This is a genomic window from Simiduia sp. 21SJ11W-1 (genome assembly GCF_024138675.1).
In the GTDB taxonomy this organism is placed as follows: domain Bacteria; phylum Pseudomonadota; class Gammaproteobacteria; order Pseudomonadales; family Cellvibrionaceae; genus Simiduia.
Window position 1 is genome coordinate 931,600 of record NZ_CP090959.1, and the last position, 23,936, is coordinate 955,535.

The 23,936-nt window shown below is 55.9% G+C and carries 22 protein-coding genes; 11 read left to right on the plus strand and 11 right to left on the minus strand.

Annotated features, from left to right (window positions below):
* Positions 1 to 7 precede the first annotated feature (7 nt).
* Entirely contained in the window at positions 8 to 1,201 is a 1,194-nt protein-coding gene (locus tag L1F30_RS04135; protein WP_253359767.1) for an aminotransferase class V-fold PLP-dependent enzyme, read from the plus strand.
* Positions 1,202 to 1,316: 115 nt separating this feature from the next.
* Here L1F30_RS04135 and L1F30_RS04140 read toward each other — a convergent pair whose 3' ends face one another.
* On the minus strand, positions 1,317 to 2,063 hold the full coding sequence (locus L1F30_RS04140; protein ID WP_253359769.1) for a tetratricopeptide repeat protein: 747 nt from the start codon (positions 2,061 to 2,063) through the stop codon (positions 1,317 to 1,319).
* 184 nt (positions 2,064 to 2,247) lie between these two features.
* On the opposite strand from L1F30_RS04140, the gene hisC reads away from it, so the two are divergent.
* The 6 genes from hisC to L1F30_RS04170 all read left to right on the plus strand — a co-directional run bounded on the left by hisC (position 2,248) and on the right by L1F30_RS04170 (position 7,697).
* Positions 2,248 to 3,321 (plus strand): histidinol-phosphate transaminase, encoded by a 1,074-nt coding sequence (gene hisC / locus L1F30_RS04145; RefSeq protein WP_253359771.1) that lies wholly within the window; start codon positions 2,248 to 2,250, stop codon positions 3,319 to 3,321.
* Positions 3,322 to 3,351: 30 nt separating this feature from the next.
* Positions 3,352 to 4,152, plus strand: a complete 801-nt coding sequence (locus L1F30_RS04150; protein ID WP_253359772.1) for an ATP-binding protein — start codon at positions 3,352 to 3,354, stop codon at positions 4,150 to 4,152.
* 45 nt (positions 4,153 to 4,197) lie between these two features.
* Positions 4,198 to 5,577 carry a DASS family sodium-coupled anion symporter gene (locus tag L1F30_RS04155; RefSeq protein WP_253359774.1) on the plus strand — a complete coding sequence of 460 codons (1,380 nt, stop codon included), beginning with the start codon at positions 4,198 to 4,200 and terminating at the stop codon, positions 5,575 to 5,577.
* A 52-nt stretch (positions 5,578 to 5,629) separates the two neighbouring features.
* Entirely contained in the window at positions 5,630 to 6,769 is a 1,140-nt protein-coding gene (locus L1F30_RS04160; protein ID WP_253359776.1) for a hypothetical protein, read from the plus strand.
* Between the two features lie 77 nt (positions 6,770 to 6,846).
* Complete coding sequence (locus L1F30_RS04165) at positions 6,847 to 7,269, plus strand: DUF2141 domain-containing protein (RefSeq protein WP_253359778.1); 423 nt, start codon at positions 6,847 to 6,849, stop codon at positions 7,267 to 7,269.
* A 53-nt stretch (positions 7,270 to 7,322) separates the two neighbouring features.
* A complete protein-coding gene (locus tag L1F30_RS04170) occupies positions 7,323 to 7,697 on the plus strand; it encodes a DUF3224 domain-containing protein (RefSeq protein ID WP_253359779.1) in 375 nt (124 codons plus the stop codon).
* Between the two features lie 162 nt (positions 7,698 to 7,859).
* On the opposite strand, the gene L1F30_RS04175 is transcribed toward L1F30_RS04170, so the two are convergent.
* From L1F30_RS04175 to L1F30_RS04185, 3 genes are read right to left on the minus strand one after another with little or no spacing between them, the layout of a single operon-like run.
* On the minus strand, positions 7,860 to 8,366 hold the full coding sequence (locus L1F30_RS04175) for a hypothetical protein (RefSeq protein WP_253359781.1): 507 nt from the start codon (positions 8,364 to 8,366) through the stop codon (positions 7,860 to 7,862).
* A 26-nt stretch (positions 8,367 to 8,392) separates the two neighbouring features.
* Positions 8,393 to 9,124 (minus strand): anti-sigma factor, encoded by a 732-nt coding sequence (locus tag L1F30_RS04180; RefSeq protein WP_253359783.1) that lies wholly within the window; start codon positions 9,122 to 9,124, stop codon positions 8,393 to 8,395.
* The gene (locus L1F30_RS04185) at positions 9,121 to 9,612 is read right to left on the minus strand and encodes an RNA polymerase sigma factor (protein WP_253359785.1); all 492 of its coding nucleotides are present in this window, start codon (positions 9,610 to 9,612) and stop codon (positions 9,121 to 9,123) included. The genes L1F30_RS04180 and L1F30_RS04185 overlap by 4 nt, the downstream gene beginning before the upstream one ends.
* A 187-nt stretch (positions 9,613 to 9,799) precedes the next feature.
* Between L1F30_RS04185 and L1F30_RS04190 the strand changes: the two genes are divergently transcribed.
* Positions 9,800 to 11,188 carry a S8 family serine peptidase gene (locus L1F30_RS04190; RefSeq protein ID WP_253359787.1) on the plus strand — a complete coding sequence of 463 codons (1,389 nt, stop codon included), beginning with the start codon at positions 9,800 to 9,802 and terminating at the stop codon, positions 11,186 to 11,188.
* 632 nt (positions 11,189 to 11,820) lie between these two features.
* On the opposite strand, the gene L1F30_RS04195 is transcribed toward L1F30_RS04190, so the two are convergent.
* The 4 genes from L1F30_RS04195 to L1F30_RS04210 all read right to left on the minus strand — a co-directional run bounded on the left by L1F30_RS04195 (position 11,821) and on the right by L1F30_RS04210 (position 16,959).
* Positions 11,821 to 12,873, minus strand: a complete 1,053-nt coding sequence (locus L1F30_RS04195; protein WP_253359789.1) for a hypothetical protein — start codon at positions 12,871 to 12,873, stop codon at positions 11,821 to 11,823.
* 75 nt (positions 12,874 to 12,948) lie between these two features.
* A complete protein-coding gene (locus tag L1F30_RS04200; RefSeq protein WP_253359791.1) occupies positions 12,949 to 13,860 on the minus strand; it encodes a hypothetical protein in 912 nt (303 codons plus the stop codon).
* 307 nt (positions 13,861 to 14,167) lie between these two features.
* Positions 14,168 to 15,706 (minus strand): M48 family metallopeptidase, encoded by a 1,539-nt coding sequence (locus L1F30_RS04205; protein WP_253359793.1) that lies wholly within the window; start codon positions 15,704 to 15,706, stop codon positions 14,168 to 14,170.
* 227 nt (positions 15,707 to 15,933) lie between these two features.
* Entirely contained in the window at positions 15,934 to 16,959 is a 1,026-nt protein-coding gene (locus L1F30_RS04210) for a hypothetical protein (RefSeq protein ID WP_253359795.1), read from the minus strand.
* Positions 16,960 to 17,303: 344 nt separating this feature from the next.
* Here L1F30_RS04210 and L1F30_RS04215 point away from each other — a divergent pair, with 344 nt between their 5' ends.
* Positions 17,304 to 18,092 carry a class I SAM-dependent methyltransferase gene (locus L1F30_RS04215; protein WP_253359796.1) on the plus strand — a complete coding sequence of 263 codons (789 nt, stop codon included), beginning with the start codon at positions 17,304 to 17,306 and terminating at the stop codon, positions 18,090 to 18,092.
* 110 nt (positions 18,093 to 18,202) lie between these two features.
* Here L1F30_RS04215 and holA read toward each other — a convergent pair whose 3' ends face one another.
* From holA to leuS, 3 genes are read right to left on the minus strand one after another with little or no spacing between them, the layout of a single operon-like run.
* A complete protein-coding gene (gene holA / locus L1F30_RS04220; protein WP_253359798.1) occupies positions 18,203 to 19,252 on the minus strand; it encodes a DNA polymerase III subunit delta in 1,050 nt (349 codons plus the stop codon).
* Positions 19,233 to 19,772: an LPS assembly lipoprotein LptE gene (gene lptE / locus L1F30_RS04225; protein ID WP_253359805.1), complete on the minus strand. Its 540-nt coding sequence runs from the start codon at positions 19,770 to 19,772 to the stop codon at positions 19,233 to 19,235. The genes holA and lptE overlap by 20 nt, the downstream gene beginning before the upstream one ends.
* Before the next feature lie 51 nt (positions 19,773 to 19,823).
* Positions 19,824 to 22,289 carry a leucine--tRNA ligase gene (leuS, locus tag L1F30_RS04230; protein ID WP_253359807.1) on the minus strand — a complete coding sequence of 822 codons (2,466 nt, stop codon included), beginning with the start codon at positions 22,287 to 22,289 and terminating at the stop codon, positions 19,824 to 19,826.
* Between the two features lie 128 nt (positions 22,290 to 22,417).
* On the opposite strand from leuS, the gene L1F30_RS04235 reads away from it, so the two are divergent.
* Positions 22,418 to 22,870: a zinc ribbon-containing protein gene (locus L1F30_RS04235; protein ID WP_253359814.1), complete on the plus strand. Its 453-nt coding sequence runs from the start codon at positions 22,418 to 22,420 to the stop codon at positions 22,868 to 22,870.
* A 3-nt stretch (positions 22,871 to 22,873) separates the two neighbouring features.
* Positions 22,874 to 23,824 (plus strand): GGDEF domain-containing protein, encoded by a 951-nt coding sequence (locus L1F30_RS04240; RefSeq protein WP_253359816.1) that lies wholly within the window; start codon positions 22,874 to 22,876, stop codon positions 23,822 to 23,824.
* Positions 23,825 to 23,936: the final 112 nt, after the last annotated feature.

The window sequence follows — 23,936 nt, forward strand, 5'->3', positions numbered from 1 at the left end:
TGCTTGTATGACTATTACTATTGCAGATCTGAAAGCCGCCAATAACCCTTTGGCTGCGCACTATTCCCAGTTTCGGGTGGGCGAGCGCCTGCTGCTCACCGGCCACTCCCACCAGGCCTGGCCTGACTGCTCGCTCGGCGCACACACCCAGGCCTGGCAGGATGCAGCCTTGCATGTGGATCACAAGTGGGCCCGGGCCATGGAACAGGCCGAGGCCGTGCGCAAGGGCTTTCGGCGTTTGCTGGGCGAGCCAGATGCGGAGCTTGCACTGGCGCAAAACACCCATGAGTTGGTGATGCGCTTTATTTCCGCGCTCGATTTATCCGCGCGCCCGCGCATTGTTACAAGCGATGGCGAGTTTCACACCTTGCGCCGCCAGCTTACCCGGTTAAAAGAAGAGGGCGTAGAGTTAGTGGTGGTGCCCCAATACCCGGCCAATACCTTCAGTGAGCGGCTGGCCAAAGTGGTAAACAAAAAAACCGCGGCGGTGATGGTTTCGCAGGTGTTTTTTAACTCTGCGCGCATAGTGGAAGGTTTTCACGCCGTGGCCCAGCAGTGCGATTTTCACGGGGTGCACTTATTGGTAGACATGTATCACTCGCTGAACGTGTTGCCGGTAAGCGTGCACGCACTGGGGTTAGATAACGCCTTTATTGTGGGCGGTGGCTACAAGTACTGCCAACTGGGCGAGGGCAACTGCTTCTTGCGCGTGCCACCCAATTGCGAATTGCGCCCGGTGAATACCGGCTGGTATGCAGAGTTCGATTTGCTGGCCGAGCAACCCGACAACGAAGTGCACTACGGCAAAGGCGGCGCGCGTTTTGCGGGCTCTACCTATGATCCAACCAGCCACTACCGCGCCGCGCGGGTGTTTGCGTTTTTTGAAGAGCAAGGGCTCACACCTGCCTTGCTGCGCCAGATCAGCCAGCACCAGATTGCCGTACTGGCAACGGCGTTTGAGGCACTGAATTTGCCCGAGGCCGAAATAAACCTAGACCACGCACTGGCGCTCTCTGAGCGGGCGGGTTTTTTGGTGGTACAAACCCCAAGGGCCATGCAACTAAGTGAGTTAATGGTAAAGCAGGGCGTATTCACCGATGCCCGCGGTGCAGCACTGCGCTTTGGCCCGGCGCCCTACCTGGCAGACCATCAATTGCGCAGCGCCATGCAGGCGCTGGGTGAGGCCTATAGCCAGTTGTAGGGCTGCTTAGCGCAATAATTTTTGTTGTAAAAGGCCGTGGGCGCGCGGCATGAGCGCCCTGTGCCCACATTTTCCGGCTGTCAAAGTGCTTGCCATCGCCTGGTGCCCGCAGCGCTTAATGGGTGGTGAGGTTTTGAATGCGGGCGCGGGCTTTATCTTGCCAGGGTTTATCTGGGGTGCCGGTTGGGTCCCAATCGTTTTCTTCTTCAACGGCACTGCGAAAGGCCGCCAGGGCATCGGTGGGGCGGTGTTGTTGCATCAGCAGCTCGCCCAGGTGGTATTTCACCAGCGCCGTGGCGTGGTAGGCATTGAGTGCGCTGAACTCTTTGAAGGCATCGTCAAATTCACCCAGCGCGTACAGGCTTCGGGCGTAGAGTACATGGCCAATTTTTGAGCGGTAATCCGGGTTTGCGTTTATCAGGCTTTCAAGTGTGGTGCGCGCCTGGTCATAGTGGCCTGCGCCAAATTGCGCCCGTGCCAGGCCCTCAAGAATATTCGGGTCTTGCTGGTATTGGCCTGTGAGTGCGCGCTGGTAAAAGCCTGCGGCCTCCTCAAAGAGGCCTTTTTCCATGCATTCTTCGGCCATGGTAATGAGGTTTTGCACTGTGCCGTTTTTACGCAAATTGTTGTGGGCAGTGCGCAGGTTGCGGTTTGGGTCTGTGGTGTCGCGCACTTTTTTGGCGAGTTTTTGAGCGCCAGATGAGCGGCGCAAGCCGGGCAGCAGCTCCACTATCAGGTAGGCCAGCCCGCCAATTAACGGGGCCATGAGCAGTACCCAGATCCAGGTGCTGTCGCGCCCGGTTTTAATCACGTGTACTACCAGCAGTACCTGTATAAAAATGGCCAGAATAAAAAACGGCATGAGCCCGCATCCTTTTGGGTTGTGTGGTTGTATCGCGCTTTAGCCTGCGCAGTTCATAAAGGTTGCAGTATACCCAGCCGCGGCCTGTGCGCCACAGGGCCTTTGGCTTGCGATATACTGCGCGCTTTGTGCGCCCTTTAGGCCGCACTCGGCCCACAACCATCACACAGGCAGACGCATCGCCATGACCGATACCCGCAGACTCTGGAGCAACGCCGTTACCCGCTTGGAGCCCTATGTGCCAGGCGAGCAACCCAAGGCGCAAAGGCTTATCAAGCTCAATACCAATGAAAACGCCTTCCCGCCATCATCGGCGGTGCATCAGGCGTTGACTGCCGGTGAAGTGGATCGGTTGCGCTTGTACCCGGATCCAAACTCGCAAGCGCTGGTAGATACCATTGCTGCGCATTTTGGCGTTGAGGCCAATCAGGTATTTGTGGGCAATGGCTCGGATGAAGTATTGGCGCACGCGTTTTACGCCTTTTTCCAACAGCCAGAGCCCTTGTTGTACCCGGACATCAGCTACAGCTTTTACCCTGTGTACTGCAATTTATACGGTATTGCCGCTAATCCCATTCCCCTGCGTGAAGATTTCAGCCTGGTGCTGAACGATTACAGCACACCCAACGGCGGCATTATTTTCCCAAACCCCAATGCACCCACGGGCATGGCGCTGGGCCTTGCGGAAATCCGCGCATTACTTGTGCGCAATCGCGATTCGGTGGTGCTGGTAGATGAGGCCTATGTGGATTTCGGCGCGGAATCGGCGGTGTCGCTCATTAACGAATTCGATAACCTGCTGGTGGTGCAAACCACGTCAAAATCCCGCTCGCTGGCGGGTTTGCGTCTGGGCTATGCCCTTGGTAACCCGGGGCTGATTGAAGCGCTGGTGCGGGTAAAAAACAGCTTTAATTCCTACCCCATAGACCGGTTGGCCGAAGTGGCCGCCGTGGCTGCGTTTAAAGATGACGAATACTTTAAATACACTTGCCAACAGGTGATCAACACGCGCGCCTACACCGTGGCCGAACTGCAGCAGCTGGATTTTGAACTGCTGCCCTCAAAGGCCAATTTTGTGTTTGCCAAACCCACGCGCCAGAGTGCCAAGGCCGTGTTTGAAGCACTGCGCGCGCGTTCAATTATTGTGCGCTACTTCGATAAACCCCGCATTGGTGATTACCTGCGCATCAGCATTGGCGCACAATCGGATATGGAGGCGTTAATCAGCGCCCTTAAGGAAATATTGGCCACAAACTAGCACCCGAAACCGAGGCAAAACGGAGGCCCAATGAACGCAAGGTCTAGTTCCGGTATTGATTGGTCAACCAGTGTTGCCGCCGTGTGGCGCGCGCGGCGCAACATCTTGCGCCCTGTGGCCAGGCTGGATGCCATCACACTGGACGACCTGCTCGGCATTGAAAGGCAAAAGTGTGCACTGGTGGCCAACACCGAGCGCTTTGTGAAGGGTGCGCCTTGCAACAATGCGCTGTTGTGGGGCGCGCGCGGCACCGGCAAATCGAGCTTGATTAAAGCCTTGCTCAATGGTTTTGCAGGCCGTGGCCTGCGGGTAATAGAGGTTGATAAAGACGACCTTGCAGATTTGCCCGATATTGTTGATGACCTGCGTGAATTGCCCCAGCGCTTTATAATTTTTTGCGATGATCTCTCTTTTGACGCAGGCGAGAGCGGCTACAAACATTTAAAAAGTGTGCTTGAGGGCTCCATTGAACTGCCGCCGGAAAATGTGTTGATCTACGCTACCAGCAATCGACGCCATTTAATGCCAGAGCACAGTGAAGATAATCGCGCAGTGGCCATTCACGGTGGCGAGCTGCACTTGGGCGATGCCATTGAAGAAAAGCTGTCGTTAGCTGATCGCTTCGGGCTACAGCTCAGTTTTTACCCGATTGGTTGGGATGACTATTTTGCCGTGGTAGACCACCTGTTTGATGTGCGCGGCCAAAAAATTTCGCAAAGCGCGCGCGATGCGCTACACCAAAAAGCGCGCCAGTTTGCACTCGATAGGGCGTCTCACAGTGCCCGGGTTGCCAAGCAATTCTGGCAGGCAGAGGCAGGCGCTGATAAATAGCGCGCGCAATACAATAATAAAATCGCTGCAAGGATGATTAACCCAATGGCGCACTTTCGAACACAACTGTTATGGCTGGCCCCGCTGCTTGGCCTGGCTGTGGGTTATGTCATGCATTTATATGGCTGGCAAAACACCGCCTGTATGACCGCAGGCCTGACGGTAGTGTGCGGCTTGTGGTGGGTGTTTGAGCCCATACCTATTCCCATTACCTCGCTGATACCGCTGGGGTTGTTTCCACTGTTGGGCATATTAGATGGCAAGCAAGTGGCCGCAGCCTATGGCTCGCCGCTGATACTTTTGTTAGCAGGCGGTGCCATGCTATCCAAAGCCATGGAAAAAAGCGGTGCCCACCAACGCCTGGCGATGGCCATGGTGCGTTTGTGTGGCGGGCGCAGTTATCGGCGTTTGGTGTTCGGCTTTATGTTGGCAAGCGCACTGCTTTCCATGTGGATTTCCAACACCGCCACGGTACTGATGCTATTGCCCGTGGCACTGGCGGTGATAGAGCGCGCGCACGATAAGCAGTTTTCAATTCCGCTGCTGTTGGGCATTGCCTACGCCGGCAGTATTGGCGGCTTGGGCACACCCATTGGCACGCCGCCCAATGTGATTTTTCTGCAGGTTTATGCCGATAACACCGGCAATCACATTTCATTTTTGGGCTGGATGATGATGGCACTGCCCGTGGTGGCCTTGCTCTTGCCGGCTGCTGCCTGGTGGCTAATGCGCAATTTATCCAAGGGCAGCCAGCTCAGTTTGCCGGCCACCGAGGCCTGGCGCCCGGCAGAAAAGCGTGTGCTGTGGGTGTTTGCGCTAACGGCACTTGCGTGGATGACTCTCACAGAACCTGCCGGCGGCTGGCGCGCCTGGCTGGATGTGCCCACCGCCAATTACGCCGCGGTGGCATTTGCGGCCGTGATTGTATTGGCCATGCTGCCAGACGGGGAGGGCGGGCGGCTATTGGATTGGGAGCACGCAAGCCAAATTCATTGGGGCGTATTAATTTTATTTGCTGGCGGTATCGCACTGGCCAGCGCCTTCACTGCAACGGGTTTGTCTGCCGCCATTGGTGCAAAGCTGGGCGCCTTGGCCCACTTGCCTGTATGGCTGTTAATTTTGTGTGTGGCGCTCACGGTGACATTTCTGACAGAAATCACCAGCAACACCGCAACCACCACGCTGCTAATGCCCATACTGGCCGCCGCCGCCATTGGCGCACAGGTTGATCCGTTATTGTTGATGTTGCCTGCGGCATTGTCGGCCAGCTGTGCGTTTATGTTGCCAGTGGCAACAGCGCCCAACGCCATTGTGTTTGGCACAGGAGAGGTGAGTGTGGCGCGCATGGCGCGCGAAGGCCTCATTATTAATTTAATGGGTGCACTGATTATCACCTGTGTGCTGAGTGCAATGCATACCGCGTGAAGAGATAGGATATTGCTATGAAGCCCGTATTGTGGAAAACGCTGCAGAGTATTTGAGTAGTTTGAACCCTGCGGGTGAAAGCGAGGTCTATTTATTTTTGTTGGGCATGAATGCTGCGGCTGCAGCAGACCCTGTTGAGGCCGGGCGCTGGGCACTGGCTGAGTCGCGAAAGCGTGATCGCGACGCCGATTACGACATCCAGCCGTTTCCAGCCGGCGTTAACTTGCCCATGCCGGATTTTACAGCGTTTTGCGCCACCTATACCGGTGATTGCATAAAGAGCTTGATTACAAGCTCAGACAAGGGTGCGGCCCTGCTTCAAGGCTATGACGTCTTGCTGGGCAGGTTTGAGAAATTTCTGTCATACGACGAATACATCACGCTAGCGAAGCCCCTTGCCAATGAGGTATTTCCGCCCTATCAGTATTTGATGGCCGCCAATCGACTCGCCTTGATTAACGCGCTAACAACCGCGAAAGCCGGGCGTGTTGAGCAAAGCACACATGCGCTTGGCACGTTCATAGAAAAACTGCACAGACACCTGGCTCTGCAAGATAATCTGATTGGTCGTATGGTGTTTGTTGCGATGTTGTCAGACGCCATTGATGTTTACAGTGCGGTATTGCAAGAGAGTGAGCGCAATACCGTGATGCTAGACCCTCTGGGTGAGCAGGCTAAGCGTTTTCACCCTGTTGTGGCTCGTGAATTTGCATTGGTTCACAACCTGGCTCAGGAAATGGATGGCCATCCGGAATTATTGCAAAGTGGCGGCAATATGCCGGGCTTCGTGAGCCGCTGGTTGTTTAAACCCAACATGACCTTAAATGCGCTGATTCCCATTTATGCCCGCATGGAACGTTTGGCGCTGCTAAGCCCTGAGGGTTTCGCCAAGGTGATGGAGACCGGTGTGGTGCCCCAGCCCGAAACGAGTAGCTGGCTAAATTACCTAGGGCACAAGCTGTTACAAGACGGCCCCGAGTTCGATGAGTACATCGCACGGGTTCATGACCTGGATGTAAAAATTTCCCTGTTTAATCAAGTTCATTCATTACATCGTGATGTCGATGAACTGATAAACCCTTACAGCCCCAAGGCTGCCTCACCGGCTTCATACCAAGATGGTCAGGTGTGCATGCCCGGCCCATTACCCGATAAACGAGGGTTGCGTTGTTTGTGGGTAGGCAGTTTGTGATGCCAGGTGGCCCGGATTTTTTTGTGCGACTACGCAGAAAGCCCGCACGAACCGCGGTGTTGTCAGCGGTGCGGTGTTTGTTTGTAGCAGCAACGCTCTACACACCCTTTGCCCGGGCTGAATTAGCCCTTGAATTTGTGGGTGTCACGGCCGGTAAGGGGCAGGTGATGGTAAGTATTTGGGGCTCTAAGGATACCTATTTCAAGCAAGCCGCCTGGCGGGCAGTTTATCCCGTGCCGCCGGTACTTGCCCTGGACGGGCGATTTTCCATCACCATAACCGAGCCCTTGCCGCCTGAATTGGCGGTAAGCGTGTTTTATGATGCGAACGCTAACAACACCCTTGATACCCACTGGTTTGGCCTGCCTGCGGAAGCCGTTGGCAGTAGCAACAATGTGCAAGGCAGATTTGGCCCGCCCGCGTTTAAAGATGCCAAGGTTGCCTATTCCGGCGCGCCGCAATCATTGGTAATACATTTAAACAAGCTGCTGTCAGACTAGCAGTCGACAGGCATCTCTTTTTCAAAATTTAGACCCAAATACAGAGGCATTACATGAAAGAAGTCAGTGGTGAATTTTCAGTTGAGCTTGTGCCACAAATGGATGACCCGGTGCCGGTGGGGCGCGTGTTAATTGAAAAGCAATACTCGGGCGCGCTGATCGGTTGCGGCAAGGGCCAGATGCTCAGCAAGCGAACCGAAGATGGCGCTGCAGGCTATGTGGCTCTGGAGGAGTTCGAGGGCAGGCTTGACGGGCGTGAGGGCAGCTTTACCTTGATGCACTTGGGCATTATGTACGGCGGTGAATCTGAACTTAATGTGCAAGTGGTGCCCGGTTCAGGCACAGGTGCGCTGGCAGGCATTCGCGGCGTGCTGCACATAGATATTGAAAGCGGCAAGCACCGCTACCGGTTTGTTTACGAAGGCTAAGGCCCGCACCGGCTGCCGCTGATATTTTCTATTTTCCTTTTGATACTCGTCGCGAAATTTCACGCGTTAATGCAAAACACACCGAGCACTTTATTGGCTTAAGTGTTCGGTGTGTATCTGGCGTTGCCAGTTAATATAGCGCGGGTTTTTGCAGGCCTTGGGCTATTTTTGTGAGCCGAGGCTTGCCTGAATTTCGCGGGCGTCGTACACATCGCCACTGGCGGGTTTGACGCCTTTACCCATGCGGATTTCAAGGCTTGCCACCGCTTCATCTGTGCCCAGTGAACTGCTTACGCCCACACCGTATTGGGTGTTTGGCCGGGTTTGCGTAGTGCAGCCCAGCAGGCCACAGCTTTTGGTGACTGTTTGCCCGGTTTGCATGCTGGTGTTCACACGCTCTTCGGATTTTTCAACGCGGGTTTCGCGATCTACCACCACAAACCAGTCGAAACCTTGTTCCTGTGTGAGTTCGGCTGCACGTAGCAGTGCGTAGTTTTTCGCCTTGCTTACCTGACGGCTTTTGGCCTTGTAGTCGATGCGGTACCGGTTTTCGCTGATCTCTGTTTCCGAGTAACCGTAGCTGCCGCCCTTGGCTGCTTTGTAGCCGCTGTGGCTGGCACAGCCTGCCAGTGCCAGAGAAATAAGTACTGCTGTAATAAGAGTTTTCATGGCTCACCTCACGAAGTTACGGGTTGCTATTGCGCTAGCTGCCATTGATTGGCAATGGCGTCTGCTTCTTGGGTTTGATTTAAAAACGGGCCAACCGCCATTTGATCTACCACCAGGTTGATGGGGTTGGTGCCGCTTGCGGTTTGGTATTGGGTGCCGGGCTCTGCTGCTTCGGTGGTCATGGCGGCCACCTTGTGCCATTCATTGGCACCGCGGCAGGCCACGGCCTGGGTATTGTTGTGCGCCGTTTCTACCTGGTACTGCCGGCAAACCAGCCCTTGGGCGTTGGTAAAGGTGACGCGCGGTGTTACTGCAGTACTTTTGCCGAGTGCCAGGGTGCTGCCACTGGGCGTGGTTTCAAGGGCCTGGGCGACGGTGTGCCAGCTGGCACTGGTGCCTGCCTGTTGTGTGTCTAGCAAGTGGCTCAGGCCAAAGCCCACGGCAAAGGCGATGCTGGCGGCCATGGCCAAATGCTGGCGGCCAAAGGTGGGAAAGCGCAGTACCCGGGCTTTGGTTTGCGTGGGGGCCTCGGCGGTTTGGCGCGCGGCGTTTGCAATTGCCTCTGTGATGGCTGCGGGCATAGGGGTTTCGTCTATTGCGCTGTAGGTTTCGCGCACCAAGGTTTCGGCACTGGCCAGTTCCGCCAGCCGGTTGGCCAGGGTTTCGTCGTCGGCAATGCGTGCACGCACGGTTTCCATCTCATCAGGTGCAAGTTCTGCATCCAAAAAGGCAGACAGGGTTTCATCGGTAATGTTCATGCGGTAATCCTCTGTGCTTTGGCATTCATTGCGTTGGCGAGTGCGGCCCGGGCCCGGGCCAGGCGGCTCATCACTGTGCCCATGGGGATGCTTAAAATCTCGGCTACGTCTTTGTAGGCCAGGCCCTGCAGGCATACCAGCGATAAAATAGAGCGCTGATCGTCTGGCAGTGTGTCCATGGCGCGGTTGACGCGCTCGAGCGTGATTTCCTGTTCAACGGCGTGGGCGCCGTCGATTACCTGGCCTTCACTCAGCTCGCCGGTTGCGGCTGCGGTGTGGCGCACTTTCTGGGCGCGGTATTCGTCAATCCATTGATTGCGGCACACTCTAAAAGCCCACTTTGCCAGTGGAACATCTGCCGGCACGGGCTTGCTGAGCAGCTTTTCAACCGTGTTTTGCAGCAGGTCATCGGCATCGGCCATTTGCCCGGTAAGGGAGTAGGCGAAGCGTCTGAGCGCTGGCAGGAGTTCGGTAAGTTCTTGGTGCATTGGTTTATTTCCCCTTGTTTCACCCTGTTAACGGGGCAGTAGAGGTTTTATTCCATTTAATCGGAATTTTTTTTGAGGCGGGCCGTTAGTGCTATAGGGCCGGGCCTTTTTAGGCGCTTGAACCTGAGCCCGTTAATCCTCTAGCCTATCAGTCGGCTGCATTTAAGCGGCCCCAAGGATAACCATCATGAATGTAAAACGCACCGCCTGCGCAGCAAGCTTGCTAACTGCCGCACTTTTGTCGTGGCAGGCGCAGGCCCAGCTGGTGAATACCGAGGCCGTGACCACCCCCCTTGAGCCTTTGGGTGCGCCTGCCGGCCTTGTGCGCGAGCGCCTGGATCAGGCCGCCGAGGCTGCCCGTGATCGGGCGCGCATTGCCGAGGCCCAAGCCCGGGAAGCCGCCCTCGACCCGGTTACCCGCGCCCTTGCCAACCCCTTGGCCAAGCTCCCGGGTGCGCTACCTATTATGGGCGCTGATGGCACCCCGGCCTTTGAAGAAGTCACCGTGGAAGACGGCTGGCGGGCTGTTGCGCGCGAGTGGTTGGTGTGGCTGCCCGATGGCGAGCAGGCTTCGCTGGTGCAGGCAGGCATTGCCGAGCTTAGCCGTCAGGCCTTGCCGGCACTGGGTTTGACGGTGGTGCGTATACAGGTAAGCGCAGAGCTGGATAACCGCCAGGCACTGGAAGCCTTGCTGCCAGCGGCAACCCACGCAGGCCTTGATCGCAATCACACCTATGCAAGCCAGCGTGCGCCCAGCCAAGACCTTGAGCCTGCCACAGCCGCGCCTGGCTTTCAGTGCCCGGTGGCGGCGCGCGTGGGCATGGTGGATACCGCGGTACAAGCGGATCACCCTGCCTTTGAATCGGTGGCAATTACCCACCAAAACTTTTTACCCGAAGGTTTGGCCGAACCTCTGGCGCAGCAGCAGGCGCACGGTACAGCGGTGGCGGGTTTGCTAGTAGGGCGGCGGCCAGAGGGCAGCACACAGGCGCAAGCCAGATTGCCTGGCAGCCAGTTGTATGCGGCCTCGGCCTTTTACGGGCGCTCGGATTACTCACAGGGGGCCACAACCCAAAGTTTGCTGCAGGCGCTGAACTGGCTGGCAAGCGAGCGCGTTGTGGCCATTAATTTGTCGCTCGCAGGCCCACCCAACAAATTACTGGCTGCGGCCATTGCCGGTATTTCACGCCAGCAGATAGCGGTGGTGGCGGCGGTGGGTAACGAAGGCCCGGCATCGCCACCCCTATACCCGGCAGCTTTTCCCGGCGTGGTTGGGGTTACGGCAATTGATCAACAGCAGGCGGTGTATCGCTGGGCCAATCAGGGCGAGCAGGTGGATTTTGCGGCGCTAGGTGTTAGTGTCGCCACCGCACGCGCAATGAGCAGCCAACAAACCCGGCCTTGGGGCCATGAAACGGGTACTTCAATGGCGGCACCCTTGGTTACAGCGCGGCTTGCCTGCGCGTTGGCAGAGGGCAAAAGCCTGGCTCAAGCCCTTGACGATTTACAGCAAGCGGCAGTGGATTTGGGCATGCCCGGGCGCGACCCTGTGTTTGGTGTTGGCTGGGTGCAATAGCGCGCGCAGCCCCTTTGCTTGAATTCTTCCCGCTTGGGCTTGCGCGCGCGCTGTGTTTCTTGGCGTTAGATGTTTTTCGCTGATTTGTATAGCGTGCTTTGAATATTTGTCAGCGGGAGAAAATACCTGCTGTTACCCCCACTGCTGTCCCATAGTTTAAGTCTCCATGCAAAACAGGCGTTGAAACTACTTATATCGCAGAGTTTCCAAGCGATATCTGGACATGAAATCTGGAGCGCAGTTTGTGACACGACGTAAATACCCTTCGGGGCCGGCCTGCGAGCAAAGCGCTTGGCGTATGACGGCTGGCATTGCTGCGATGCAACCGTTTGTCATACCCATCTAGTTTCGACACCCGCCCTTCGGGGCCTGCCTACAAGCACAGCGTGTAGGCGTTTAAGCACCCGCAAAGCCTTGCTTTGCCAGCGGGCGCTTAAACCCATGCAGGTGACGGTCACAAACTCCGCCCCATATTCCATGCCTGTAAATTTGTGGGGCAGCAGTGCTGTTACCCTAGCGTTACTTTCTAGCTTTATGCCTGTGCAGGCCGCGCCTTACCAGCAATAAAAAAGCCGGCATGCAAACACATGCCGGCGCGATAGAAAAAGCGGGCAAGCCTTGCTTGCGGCCCGCTAAAAATGAGACTGCAGTTGCAGTGAGGTCAGGGTTTCGCGGTAATCGGCGCTGGCCAAATTGGATTGGTAGTCGGCCAGGTGTACTTTGGCTGCCAGGCTTAATGTGTCGCCCAGTGGCAGAGTCCAGCTGGCTTCATAGTGGTACTGTTGATCGGCGCGGCGGCCTTGGGTTGTTTCGGTTTGGCCGAGGGCATTGGTGGTTTCGTTTAAGGTTACGTGGCCTGCGTAGTCTCGCCCCACATAGCGCATGCCGAGCTTAAGGGTGTTTTCAACGCCGGCTATTGCCACCTCGGTGGTGTAACCCAGGCGCAGGTTTAGGCCATCGTAGTTGAACTGGCTATCTGTTGCAGTTTCTGAATCGGTATCAACCCCTGCATGCAAAAAGCTTCTGCCGGCATTTAAAAACCAAAAGGCATCGGCGCCCCAGGCTTGGTTGTGGGCATTGCGTGCATCCAGGTCTGCAAATTGCTTTTGTTGCCGGGCGGTTTTGGCACGTACAAAAACCGTGTGGTTAATTAACTTGCTGGCAAAAATTTCTGTTTGGGTTAACTGCATAAACGCTTTCTGATCTAGCCGGGCATAGGCGTAATGAGCGGTCGCGCCCAAGGTAAGGTGTGCAAAATCGTAACTGGCTTCCAGGTTGGCCGCGCTGATATCAAGATTGAATTCATCAAAGGTTTGGTAGTACTTGCCGCTGTGGTTAAGGCCTGCGCGCAGCTTCAAGGTAGGTGATGCCTGCCACTGGCCTTTAAGGCCTGCATTAATTGTGGTGGCCCAATCTGACTCGTTGGTTGCCTGATCCAGCTCTTTCAGACTTACGTTGCTATCGTGTTCGGCACCGAGCGCAAGGTTTAACTGAACGTTCGGCTTATGTTTGGGGGTTGCCTCTGCCAATGTGGCGCTGCTGGCAAGCACGCAAAGGCCACCCAAGAGGCCAGCGCCCAATGCCAGCCCCAAGGAATGGGCTTGCTTGAAGTTGATGGTTTGGTTGAGGCGGGCGTTGTTTTTGCGAGCCAAAGCCTTGGCGAAGGGGGTGGGCTGCGTGTTCATGGTGTTCTCCAGAAGCGGGCAAAAAGTTGTGAGGTATCAGTAGAAAAGCGCGGTGCTAGGCACCGCGCATAAACGTTACAGTTGGCCGGTAATGGCATCGCTTACAGAGGCATCAACGGCTGCATTAACGGCGCTATTTACCTGTTCGCTGACCGTTGCGGCCACTAGGTCGTTAACCGCGCCGGTTAGCTGTTCGCTCACGGCGGCTTCTACCGCGCTGTCTACCGCTGCGGTAACGCTGCCATTGATGGCGTTATCAATGGCACCGCCCACAGAGCCCTCCACGGCACTTGAAACGGCGCCTGTGGTGGCGGTTTCCAATGCCGCGGAATTCATTGCAGTTTCCAGGGTTGAGGCAGCCGAGCCATCAACCTTTTGGTTAGCAGCCAAGGCGCCATTGCCGCTGCCGGCAAGCTCGGGCTGGGCGGGCAGCTCACTGTTGCTCGCAGGGGCATCAATCGCTGTTGCCTGGCCGGCACCGGTATTCAGCTCGCTGGTAAGCTCGGCACCCATTTGTGCACCATCCACTAACCGGCTTTGAGCGGTAGCAGTACTCTTGCTAGCTAATTCAGCGCTTGTAGCTGTGGCCAGTTGGGCTGTGCTATTGAGGCCCGCTTGCAGGTTTGCGACACCGTCAGAGGCTTGCGTTAAGGCACCGTTAGCCGTGGCCGTGCCGGTTGCCGTTAGCATCGCAGCGGCCATGGTTGATTGGCTGGTTGCGTTTTCGCGGGCTTCGGCGCCGGTGTTGTTGGTATCGCCGGCGGTGGCATTGCCATTTGCGCTTGCCTCGCCATTGGTTTGGGCATTCGCCGGCGCTTCAGAGCTTGCCTCGGCAGATTGCTGGCTGCTTAGCTGGGCGCTGTAGCGGCCGTTGTCTGCCTGCATGGATGCGCTGGCTGAGGCCTCAGCGTTCAGGCTTGCCTGTTGGCTGAAGGCTGCACTGGAAATAAACGTACAAGCGGCGAATAACAAAGTGTGTTTAAACATTGGGTAATCCTCTTTGTGGTTGGTTCACCCTGTTAACGCGCGGGCTTGGGTTTTATTCCCAAGGCGTGAAACATTTTTTTAAGGCCCATGCCCCTGTGCAGTTTTACGGCAAGGTGGTTTGGTGGCGCTCGATGGCCGCACACTGCCCTGAGCGTTACCGGGTGCGGTAAACCCTTGCAGGGCCTGGGTGTTTGAAGAAGATGAGTGACTGCAGGTGGGGCTTCGGGTGCCCCTTGATTGAGTCGCGTTGCCTGTGAATTTGGGGGGGGAGTGCAGGCAGCCAGGCACCTGGCTGCCTGTGTGTGGCCTAGCTGCTTGTGTTTTCGTGCTTGGCCTTGGCAGCCGGAGCGTTGCTTGCGGCCTGTTGTTTTTGCAGGTTTAGCTGATCTAAATAGCGCTGGGCTTCCTCGGTAATCCACTCGCTGTGAGACCAGTTCAGGGCATTTTGTAAAAAATGTTCTGCGTAGTCGTAATGCTTGGCCTTTAGCATATAGTTACCCACGTGCAGGTTTACTGCAGCGCTGGAAGGCATCATTTTAATCAGCTGTATTGCCGAGCGAATGGATTGGTTGTGCCGGTTTTGATCCCAGTGCGCCTGCATGGAGCGAAAGTGATGGTAGGGGGAGGGCCTCAGTTTTTCGGCCTGGTTAAGTAGTGTAATGGCATCATCACGCAAATCTGTCAGGCCCGGCTGGACGTTTGCGATACGTAACATGGCATCGGCCATTGTGCTTAAGGCAAATGGCTCACGCACATCGCTGCTGTGTTTTTTAAAGGCGGTAATATCTGCCAGTGCGCCTGCATAGTCTTCCGCCAAAACCTTGCGGTTGGTTGTTATTGCGAGCGCCGTTGGGTGCTTTTTCTCTAGGGCAAAGTCCAGCAGTTCTTGCGCCAATTCCTGCTGGCCCCGGGCTTGCGCCAGGTAATAAATATGAATGGCCATGCCGGCTTCATCAATGGGCTGATGCTTGATTTTAAATTTTGGCTCCACAAAGGGCAGCCCCATAACAGACATGCTCTTGAGCGCTGCATACTGTTTAAGCTCTTTTTCAAGCTCATCCATAGACAGGGAGAAGGCCTGATTAAATGCCTCTTCAGAGCCAAGGCCGCTGCTTGTCAGGCTTAAATAGCGCGCCAATTGCGCGGTTTTATCTGAAAAACCGTTCAGGTGGCCCAAATACATATAGTGGGTTAGCAGCCATGAGGTTGCATACAGCCTGCTAGTGTAATCGGCTATATTTTGATGTTCGGGTTTGGGTGCTAACAGCGCTTCAACGGGCAGCAGGCGACCGTTAAAAGTGCCGCCTCGCTGCAGTGTCCACTGGAGGTCTTCAGGTACATCACCCAGGTAAATCTCCCCGCGCTTAACTTTAAGGGTGGAGTAGAAGTGGGCAATGCCTTCGTCGAACCAGCGGGGAAAGCGTTGGCCGCTCATGGCCCTTACCAGATAAGGAAGGTATTCATGGCTTAGCACTTCTATGGTGCTTAAGCTGCTGCGCTTTGACTGCTGGCGCATCACCATGGTGGGTTCCAGCGATAGTTCTGTGTAGTAACCTGCAACTAGCGGGCCCTTGCCCATTTGAAGAAAGTCTTTGCGGCTATCAAACAAATACAAGGTAAAGGGCGCAAGCCTTCTATCGGATTTAACGCCGAGTGCATCACCGACGACCTGCTTGATTCGCATGAAATCGGTGAGCATTTCACGGGCTTCGTCTTCGTGAATGTCGGTATAAATCTCAAACCCGTCGGTTTTATACAGCTGCCAGCCTTCAAGGTTCACACCGGCAAAGGCGGGGGCGCCGGCCAACAAAAGTGCGGCCAAAATGGCTTTTAAAAAATACTTCATGTGTTTCGTCCTTTTTTTGGCAATTTTCGAACGATTGGGGTTTGGGATCAATGGGTAATAGTTGCGTATTATTTTGGAATTTTAAATTTTAAGCGGGGTGCCGTGTATGCCATTTGTCTGCGCGATGGCAGCTATCGGTTGTGGCGATAAGTTGTTGCTGGTTTTTGCTGGCTATTGCGCTTGGCTGTCGCTCTGTGCCAAGGCTTTGCCCATGCACGGTGATTTACTCAATAGGCTTTGTCTGGCGCCTGCGCCTTGGTTTCTTTATGTTTCTGATGTGCAAAATTAAGCAGATTCTGGGCGAGTTGATGGTTGCTGCGATCGACTGCAAGGGGGTGAAGCAGCATGGCAACCTGCGCAGGTTCAAGGGCCGCTTTTTCAATGTGCGGATTTTTCTTGGTTATTATAGGTAGTGTGATTACCGGAAAGCTTCTAAGCATGGTGTATCTTTTGAATTCAACCTCCAACTCATCCAGCGTGAGAGAAAATGCTTGCTCAAAGGCTTGTTCAGAGGTGATGCCGGTGTTGGTAAGTGCTAAATAATGGGTTAGCTGCCCGGTTTTATCCGAAAACCCGTTGTGATGGCCTAGAAATAAATAGTGCGTTAATAACAGAGACGTAAAGTGAAATCCGGTTTTGTTATGGAGTGATTTTTTATGCCGTGGTGCAAGCAAAATATCAATGGGTAATAATTTATTTCTAATCTTAGGATCAGGCTCCAAGATTGAAATTTGGTATCTGGAGAGTCCGCCAAGAGTGAAGTTTCCCCGTTTTTCTTCCAGTGTGGCATAAAAAAGCCCGGCGCCTACACTAAACCACTGTGGAAAATCATAGGTCTTTTCGATATGCATCAGATGTTGGGCATAGTGATAGTTAAACAACAGTAGTGTGTTGAGTGAACTTTGTCTTGGTATCTGCCAGATAACAATGCTCGAATTCCTGGAATCCGGGGTGTTAAACAGCGCACAAGCCTGGTGACCTACGAGATCTGTGTAGTCTGAATTACGCTCAAATATATAGAGGGTAAATGGTTTCAGGGTGCTAGCTATTGGAGCACGTAAGAGTTTATCTATTGCCAGTTTGGTGCTCGAAAAGTCGGAGAGTATCTCCTCGGCAACATCTACATGCATGTCGGAATACAACTCGACGCTGCCCATTTTGTAGAGATACCAGCCCTCCAGGTTGACCGGTGGGTTTGCGTAACAGTAATTTGCAAGGAGTGCTGAAATCAGTAGCGCGTAGCGCAGCTTCATGGAGTGTGTCCTTTTTCAGCCAATTTTCAGGCATTGGCGGGATTGAATCAATAATTATTGTGGCTATAGCTTGTAGGAATTTAATATTTCATGCTTGTGCCAAATTGCAGCCGAATTTCTGGTAGGTGAAATACCGGGCAGTGTGCTTTTGCGCAGGCTGTGGCTTTGGGGTTTGCGATCTGGCGCAGCTTCGGGCCTGTGAGGGCGCTCACCCTGGCACGGGGCAAGGGTGGTTGGTCGCAGATAACTTGCAGCTGGCAGCAGGGGCTTCTAGTGTGCCAAGTGGTACCACTCTGGGCCCGGTTACTTGGGCTTGCGGATATAAAAAGAAAATGGAGGGTGAAATGCATTACGTAATTAAGCGGGTGTGGCTGCAGGTGTTGGCCTTGGCGTTATTGGTGTCTGTGCCTTGGGGTGTGTATGCAAGCTCCGATGACGTGCAGGGCGTATTGGCCGCGGCAGATCGCTCAGAGGCAGACCGCGCCCGTGATCAGCGCGACAAGGCGGCGGAGTTAATTGCCTGGATGAACATCAAGCCAGGTTTTGCCATTGCCGACATCTTTGCCGGTGGCGGCTACTGGAGCGAGTTGTTTGCAGCGGCCGTCGGGCCCGCCGGTAAGGTGCTGGTGCACAACAATGCAGCCTATCGGAAATTTGTTGGCCCGGATGTGGGCGTGCGTTTTGAAGGTGAGCCCACGGCTGCGGTGATTCACGATCGCGAAGTGGCCGATCTGGGTTTGGGCAGCCAGCGCCTGGATCTCATCTATATGGGTTTAAGCTTTCACGATTTGTATTTTGTGAGTGAAGAAAACAGCTGGCCCGCCATTGATGATGCAGCGTTTATTCAGCAGTTGTACAACGCTCTAAAGCCCGGTGGGCGTTTGGTGATTGTGGATCATCACGCTAAGGCCGGTACTGGTGTGGAAGCCGCGCAGAATTTACACCGAATTGAGAAAGCCTTTGTGATAGACAGGTTAACAACGGCGGGATTCACGCTGCACTCACAGAGTGCATTGCTGGAAAATGCCACAGATGACCTGGGCATCAGCGTGTTTGATAAATCTGTGCGTGGTAAAAGCAGCCGCTTTATTCTGGCTTTTGAAAAGCTAGAAAGTAAGAAAGTAGAAAAGTAAGAAAAAACTTAAGCTGTAAAGGCGAAATCAAGCGCGAGGGGTTGGCAAGTATCTTGTTGCGCTTGATTTTCCTGTTTGCGGTAAGCGCCCATACCTTGCGCGCACCAAAATTACAGGCTCAAACTCATGCGGGTGTTGGCGGGCGTGAGGCTGCGCACGCCCGCCAGGTGCAAGATGACATCCAGGAGCTCATCCCAGGGCTCTGCATTGCGCATGCCTTTTACTGCGCGATCAATGCCATTGGCTTTGCGCAGCAGTGCATCCAACTCGGCCGGTCGCAGGCGGTTGAGGGCATTTTTTACCAGCCCTTTGCGGCTATCCCACACGCCTGCCTGTTTGCAGGCCCAATCGAAATTGCTGCCGTTGGCCGCGCCATAGGCCACCTGGATCAGGCTGCGGATTTCGCGGGCCAGCGCCCATAGAATGGCCAAAGGTTCTGTGCCTTCGCCGCGTAAACCTTGCAGGTTGCGCACCGCACCCTGCGCATCACCCATGAGCGCGCGATCTACCAGCCCGAACACGTCATAGCGCGCCGAGTTGGCCACCACATTCGCCAAAAGCTGCGCGGTAATCTGGCCGTCTTCGGCAAGCAGTTTGAGTTTTTCGATTTCCTGCGCGGCCGCCAACAGGTTGCCTTCTACGCGGGTGGCCAGCATATCAACGGCTGCGCGATCGGCGCTTAGGCCTGCCTGCTGAATGCGCGCGTTGAGCCACTGGGGCAACTGGGCTGCGTTGATGGGCCACACCTGCACGAAGGCGCCAGCGCTTTCCAGCGCGCCAAACCATTTGGCTTTCTGGCTATTGCGATCAAGCTTGGGCAGTACCACAAGTAGCAGGTTATCTGCCGGCGGATTTTGCGCGTATTGCTGCAGCGCCTTGCCGCCCTCGGTGCCGGGCTTGCCATTGGGGATGTGCAGTTCAATGATTTTTTTATCGGCAAACAGCGACATGCTGGCCGCGGCGTTGCTGAGCTGGTGCCATTCAAATTGGTTGTCGGCCTGGTAGCGCTCGCGCTCGGTAAAGCCTTGTTGGCGCGCGCTAGCGCGCAGGGCGTCGCAGGCTTCCTGAACCAGTAGATGTTCATCGCCGCTGATGACGTAAATGGGCTCAAGCCCTTTTTTAAGGGCGGCAGCTAATTGTTCAGGACGCAGGCGAGCCATCGGCACCCTTGGGTTCGGTGGCAGGTGTGTCTGCCTGTGTGCGGCTGGCCAGGTAGCTTAAGCGGCGAATAATCTGGCTCGCCAATTCCTGGGTCATTTCACGTTTAACAAGTTCAGCCTCGCTGGCCGCGCCCAAAACCTGGCCGCTGTCGAAGTTAACGGTGCGGGTTACCTGCACCTGATCGGGGGTGCCCATCAGCTCACCTGCCTGATTGCGAAACTCGAATTGGGCAAGGCTTGTGTACTCGTATTGGGCGGCCAGGGCATCGCTGCCCAGGGCTGCGGTGCGGCGATCACTTTTTTCATCGCTTACCACCAAATGGTAGCGGGCGTTGGCAGCATTAGGCTCAATGGCAATGCCGCTTGCATTTAACTGTTTGGCCAGTGCCGCATGCAGCTCGGTGCTTGCGCCTTCAATGGCGATGTGGGTGAAATCCGCCGGCAGCTTCAGTGAGCCTTTCAGGTGCCAGCCACAAGCGCTTAACAGTAACAGGCAAAATACAACCAGAATATTTTTCATAACAACCTTGCTTGATTCGGGTAAGCGGGCGGCTGCCCGCATTGCCGAAAGTTATTTAACGGCAAAGGTCACCAGTTTGCCGGGGATTACCTTGCACATTTTGATTTCAACGCCTTCCAAAAACTTTTGTACGTTTTCGTTGGCGCGCGCCTGCGCGATGATGCTGTCGTTATCGGCATCGGCGGCCACAGTGATTTTAGCGCGCACCTTGCCGTTGATTTGCACCACCAGTTCCAGCTCGCTTTTCACCAGTGCTTGCTCATCGACCGTGGGCCAGCCTGCATCCAGCAGGTTGTCGGCGTGACCCAGCGCCTGCCACAGGGTGTGGCAAATGTGCGGCACAATAGGTGCGAGTAATTGCACAGCGGCTTCCAAGGCTTCGCGCTCAACGGCCAAATCCTGCTCGGCCTTGCGATCAAAGCGCGACACCTCGTTGAGTAATTCCATCACCGCGGCAATGGCGGTGTTGAAGGTTTGGCGGCGGCCGTAGTCGTCGCTCACCTTGGCAATGGTTTCATGGGTTTTGCGGCGCAAATCTTTTTGGGCACCGCTCAAGGCGCTGGCATCCAGTGCCGGTGCCTGGCCTGCTTGTTGGTGTGCATACACCGCTTTGTAGAGCTTGCGCAAAAAGCGGTGCGCGCCTTCAACGCCTGCATCGTTCCACTCCAGCGATTGCTCCGGTGGCGCGGCAAACATGGTGAACAGGCGCACTGTGTCTGCGCCGTATTGGTCGATCAGTTCCTGCGGGTCTACGGTGTTGCCTTTTGATTTAGACATCTTGGTGCCGTCTTTCAGCACCATGCCTTGGCACAACAAGCGCTTGAAGGGCTCGTCGCCACTTACCAGGCCTTCATCGCGCATCAGTTTGTGGAAAAAGCGCGCATACAACAGGTGCAAAATGGCGTGCTCGATGCCGCCTACGTATTGATCCACCGGCAGCCAGTAATCGGCGGCGGCTTTATCAATCATGCCGCCCTCAAAGTTGGCACAGGTGTAGCGGGCGTAATACCAGGAAGACTCCATGAAGGTGTCGAAGGTGTCGGTTTCGTGCTCGGCCGCCTGGCCGTCGATCTCGGTTTTGCGCCAGTTTTCATCTTGCTTGATGGGCGAGTGCACGCCATCCATGGTGACGTCTTCCGGCAGCAGCACGGGCAGGCGCGAGGCCGGCACGGGAATTTCCTGGCCGCCGTTCAAGTACATCACAGGAATGGGCGCGCCCCAGTAGCGCTGGCGTGACACACCCCAATCGCGCAGGCGGAAGTTGGTGGTGATTTTGCCTTTGCCTTCGCTTTCAAGTTTGTTGGCGATGGCGTTAAAGGCGGCGGTGAAATCCAGGCCGTTGAATTCGCCAGAGTTGATCAGCGTGCCCTTTTCCACCATGGCGGCTTTCGTTAAATCGCCTTCACCGTCAATCACCTGGGTGATGGGCAAATTGAATTTTTGCGCGAATTCGAAATCCCGTTGGTCGTGGGCGGGCACCGCCATTACCGCGCCCGAGCCGTAATCCATCAACACATAGTTGGCCACCCACACGCTTACCGGCTCGCCTGTGAGCGGGTGCAGGGCTTTGATGCCGGTGTCTACGCCCTTTTTCTCCATGGTGGCCATATCGGCTTCAGACACAGACTGGATTTTGCACTCGGCAATAAACGCCGCCAGTGCCGGGTTATTTTCTGCAAGCTTTTTGCTGATGGGGTGCTCGGCGGCCAGGCTCACGTAGGTAACGCCCATGAGCGTATCGGGCCGGGTGGTGTACACATCAAATGCCGTGTGTTCGCCCACAGGCGCTTCTAGGGCGAAGGTCATATCTACGCCCTGGCTCTTGCCAATCCAGTTGCGCTGCATGGTGCGCACCTGCTCTGGCCACTCGTCGAGCTGATCCAGATCCTTCAGCAGTTGCTCGGCGTAGTCGGTGATTTTAATAAACCACTGGGGGATTTCCTTGCGCTCGACTTTTGAATCGCAGCGCCAGCAGCAGCCATCAATTACCTGCTCGTTGGCCAGTACCGTCATGTCGTTGGGGCACCAGTTCACCGCCGAGACTTTTTTATAGGCCAGGCCCTTTTCAATCAGACGGGTGAAGAACCACTGCTCCCACTTGTAGTAATCCGGTTTGCAGGTGGTAACTTCACGGCTCCAATCAAAGCCAAAGCCCAGGCGCTTGAGCTGGTTGCGCATGTAATCGGTGTTGGAGTAAGTCCACTTGGCCGGTGCGGTTTTGTGCTTGATGGCCGCGTTTTCTGCCGGCAGGCCGAAGGCATCCCAGCCCATGGGGTGCAGCACGTTTTTACCCTGCATGCGCTGGTAGCGGGCAATCACGTCGGAAATGGTGTAGTTGCGTACGTGGCCCATGTGCAGCTTGCCGCTGGGGTAGGGGAACATCGACAGGCAGTAAAACTTTTTGCGGCTTGGATCTTCGGCTACGTTAAAGCTTTTGTTGGCATCCCAGTGGGCTTGGGTGGCCGATTCAATCTGGTCTGGATGGTAGTGTTCTTCGAGCGGCAGGTTAGTTGTCACGATGGGCCTATACTTACTGGTAATGAGTGCGGCGCAGGCTGCGCAAAGCGGCCAATTATAGGGCCTCGCCCGCCAGAATGGTACGGCGAAGGGGTAATTCGCACCGCAATGCCCGTAGGAGGTGAACCATGCACGAACAACCAAAGCCTGAAACCCAACCGGAAGACCTGGGCCGCCAGCTCGGTGACGGCCTGGCCGAAGAAATAAACAGCTTTGTGCGCCTGGAGCTTGCCGCAGAGCAAATGCTGGAAGATGAGGCCGCCCTGGTTGGAGCCTACCTGAAAGACGATGTGGCCCAGGCGCAGTCTTACCTGGCCGAACTGCGCTCGGAGCTTTTGATGTTGGAGGCGCGCGCGGGTTACTGGTTGCTGGAAGCGGCAGACCCGGCCCGGCTTGATTGGCTAAGGCTGCACCGGCACATCAGCCACGGTGAGCAGCTGGTGATGGCCGATGAGGTAGCCCAGGATTGCCGCCTCCAGTGCCTTGCCTGCGGTGCGGTTACGCGGGTGCGGGGGCTGGTTACGCTGGCGCCTTGCCAGGCCTGCGGTTGCGAAATGTTCCAGCCACAGGCGGCTCACTAACCCATGCCCATACTGCAAGAGATCCCCACGGCGCAGTTTATGTCGCGCAGGCTAGTGCGGGTGCCGCCCGATGCCCCGGTGCAATCGGCGGTGCACACCATGCGCACCCACGGGGTTTCCTGCCTGCTGGTGGTTGAGGCCGGCCAGTTAAAGGGCATAGTGACCGAGCGCGATGTGGTGAACTGCTTTGATGCCCAGCTGGCCGAGGCAGGTGCGGTACCGGCCAGCGCACTGGGGTGCGTGGCAGATATTATGGCCGCCGAGCCGGTTACCGTGTGTGAAGACGACAGCCTGGTGGCGGCCCTGAACACCTGCATGGAGCGCTCTATTCGGCATTTGCCGGTGCTATCGGCCAGCGGCAGCCTGGTGGGGGTAATTACCCAAACGGATCTGGTGCGCGCTTACGCCCATATACTTGAGCGCCAGCTGGCCCTTGAAACCGATAACGAGCGCCTGAAGGCCCTGAGCCTGATAGACCCGCTCATGGGCATCGGCAACCGGCGTGCCATGGAGCGCGACCTGGGCCACACCCAGGCCGCGGCCCGGCGCAGCAAGTCAGCCTTCGGCGTGGCACTGCTCGATATCGACTGGTTCAAGCGCTACAACGATCACTACGGCCACCCCAAAGGCGACAAGGCCCTGAAAGCGGTGGCCCGCGCCATTGAAGGCACTCTGCGCAAGGGCGATCGGCTGTACCGCTTTGGCGGTGAAGAGCTCATGCTATTGCTGCCCGACACCGACCCCGAAGGCGCGCTACAGGCCGCCGAGCGCGCGCGCGCCGCCGTGCAGGCGCGGGCCTTGCCCCACGCTGAAAGCCCGCTTGGTGTGCTGACCTTGAGCGGCGGCGCGGCCAGCGGCACTGGCGATGGCCGGGCGCTCATCGAGGCCGCCGATCAGGCGCTCTATGCCGCCAAAGAGGCCGGCCGCAACCGCGTCACCCTCGGCTCTGTTTAGGGCCGCAATATCTCATTTCCCGGCGTTTTATAGGGGTATTACGGGCTTTCCCCGGGGTTGGGGCTGCCGGTAACATCTTTTTGTCACAATTCGAAACGAAAATGTGAGCCAG

Coding starts and splice junctions, on each gene's coding strand:
- L1F30_RS04180 (WP_253359783.1), bottom strand. CDS start 9,124: ATGAACATTACCGATGAAACCCTGTCTGCCTTTTTGGATGCAGAACTT.
- L1F30_RS04150 (WP_253359772.1), top strand. CDS start 3,352: ATGAACGCAAGGTCTAGTTCCGGTATTGATTGGTCAACCAGTGTTGCC.
- L1F30_RS04200 (WP_253359791.1), bottom strand. CDS start 13,860: ATGTTTAAACACACTTTGTTATTCGCCGCTTGTACGTTTATTTCCAGT.
- L1F30_RS04240 (WP_253359816.1), top strand. CDS start 22,874: ATGCCCATACTGCAAGAGATCCCCACGGCGCAGTTTATGTCGCGCAGG.
- L1F30_RS04190 (WP_253359787.1), top strand. CDS start 9,800: ATGAATGTAAAACGCACCGCCTGCGCAGCAAGCTTGCTAACTGCCGCA.
- L1F30_RS04185 (WP_253359785.1), bottom strand. CDS start 9,612: ATGCACCAAGAACTTACCGAACTCCTGCCAGCGCTCAGACGCTTCGCC.
- L1F30_RS04205 (WP_253359793.1), bottom strand. CDS start 15,706: ATGAAGTATTTTTTAAAAGCCATTTTGGCCGCACTTTTGTTGGCCGGC.
- L1F30_RS04140 (WP_253359769.1), bottom strand. CDS start 2,063: ATGCCGTTTTTTATTCTGGCCATTTTTATACAGGTACTGCTGGTAGTA.
- L1F30_RS04235 (WP_253359814.1), top strand. CDS start 22,418: ATGCACGAACAACCAAAGCCTGAAACCCAACCGGAAGACCTGGGCCGC.
- L1F30_RS04195 (WP_253359789.1), bottom strand. CDS start 12,873: ATGAACACGCAGCCCACCCCCTTCGCCAAGGCTTTGGCTCGCAAAAAC.
- lptE (WP_253359805.1), bottom strand. CDS start 19,772: ATGAAAAATATTCTGGTTGTATTTTGCCTGTTACTGTTAAGCGCTTGT.
- hisC (WP_253359771.1), top strand. CDS start 2,248: ATGACCGATACCCGCAGACTCTGGAGCAACGCCGTTACCCGCTTGGAG.
- L1F30_RS04215 (WP_253359796.1), top strand. CDS start 17,304: ATGCATTACGTAATTAAGCGGGTGTGGCTGCAGGTGTTGGCCTTGGCG.
- L1F30_RS04210 (WP_253359795.1), bottom strand. CDS start 16,959: ATGAAGCTGCGCTACGCGCTACTGATTTCAGCACTCCTTGCAAATTAC.
- L1F30_RS04170 (WP_253359779.1), top strand. CDS start 7,323: ATGAAAGAAGTCAGTGGTGAATTTTCAGTTGAGCTTGTGCCACAAATG.
- L1F30_RS04175 (WP_253359781.1), bottom strand. CDS start 8,366: ATGAAAACTCTTATTACAGCAGTACTTATTTCTCTGGCACTGGCAGGC.
- L1F30_RS04135 (WP_253359767.1), top strand. CDS start 8: ATGACTATTACTATTGCAGATCTGAAAGCCGCCAATAACCCTTTGGCT.
- L1F30_RS04155 (WP_253359774.1), top strand. CDS start 4,198: ATGGCGCACTTTCGAACACAACTGTTATGGCTGGCCCCGCTGCTTGGC.
- holA (WP_253359798.1), bottom strand. CDS start 19,252: ATGGCTCGCCTGCGTCCTGAACAATTAGCTGCCGCCCTTAAAAAAGGG.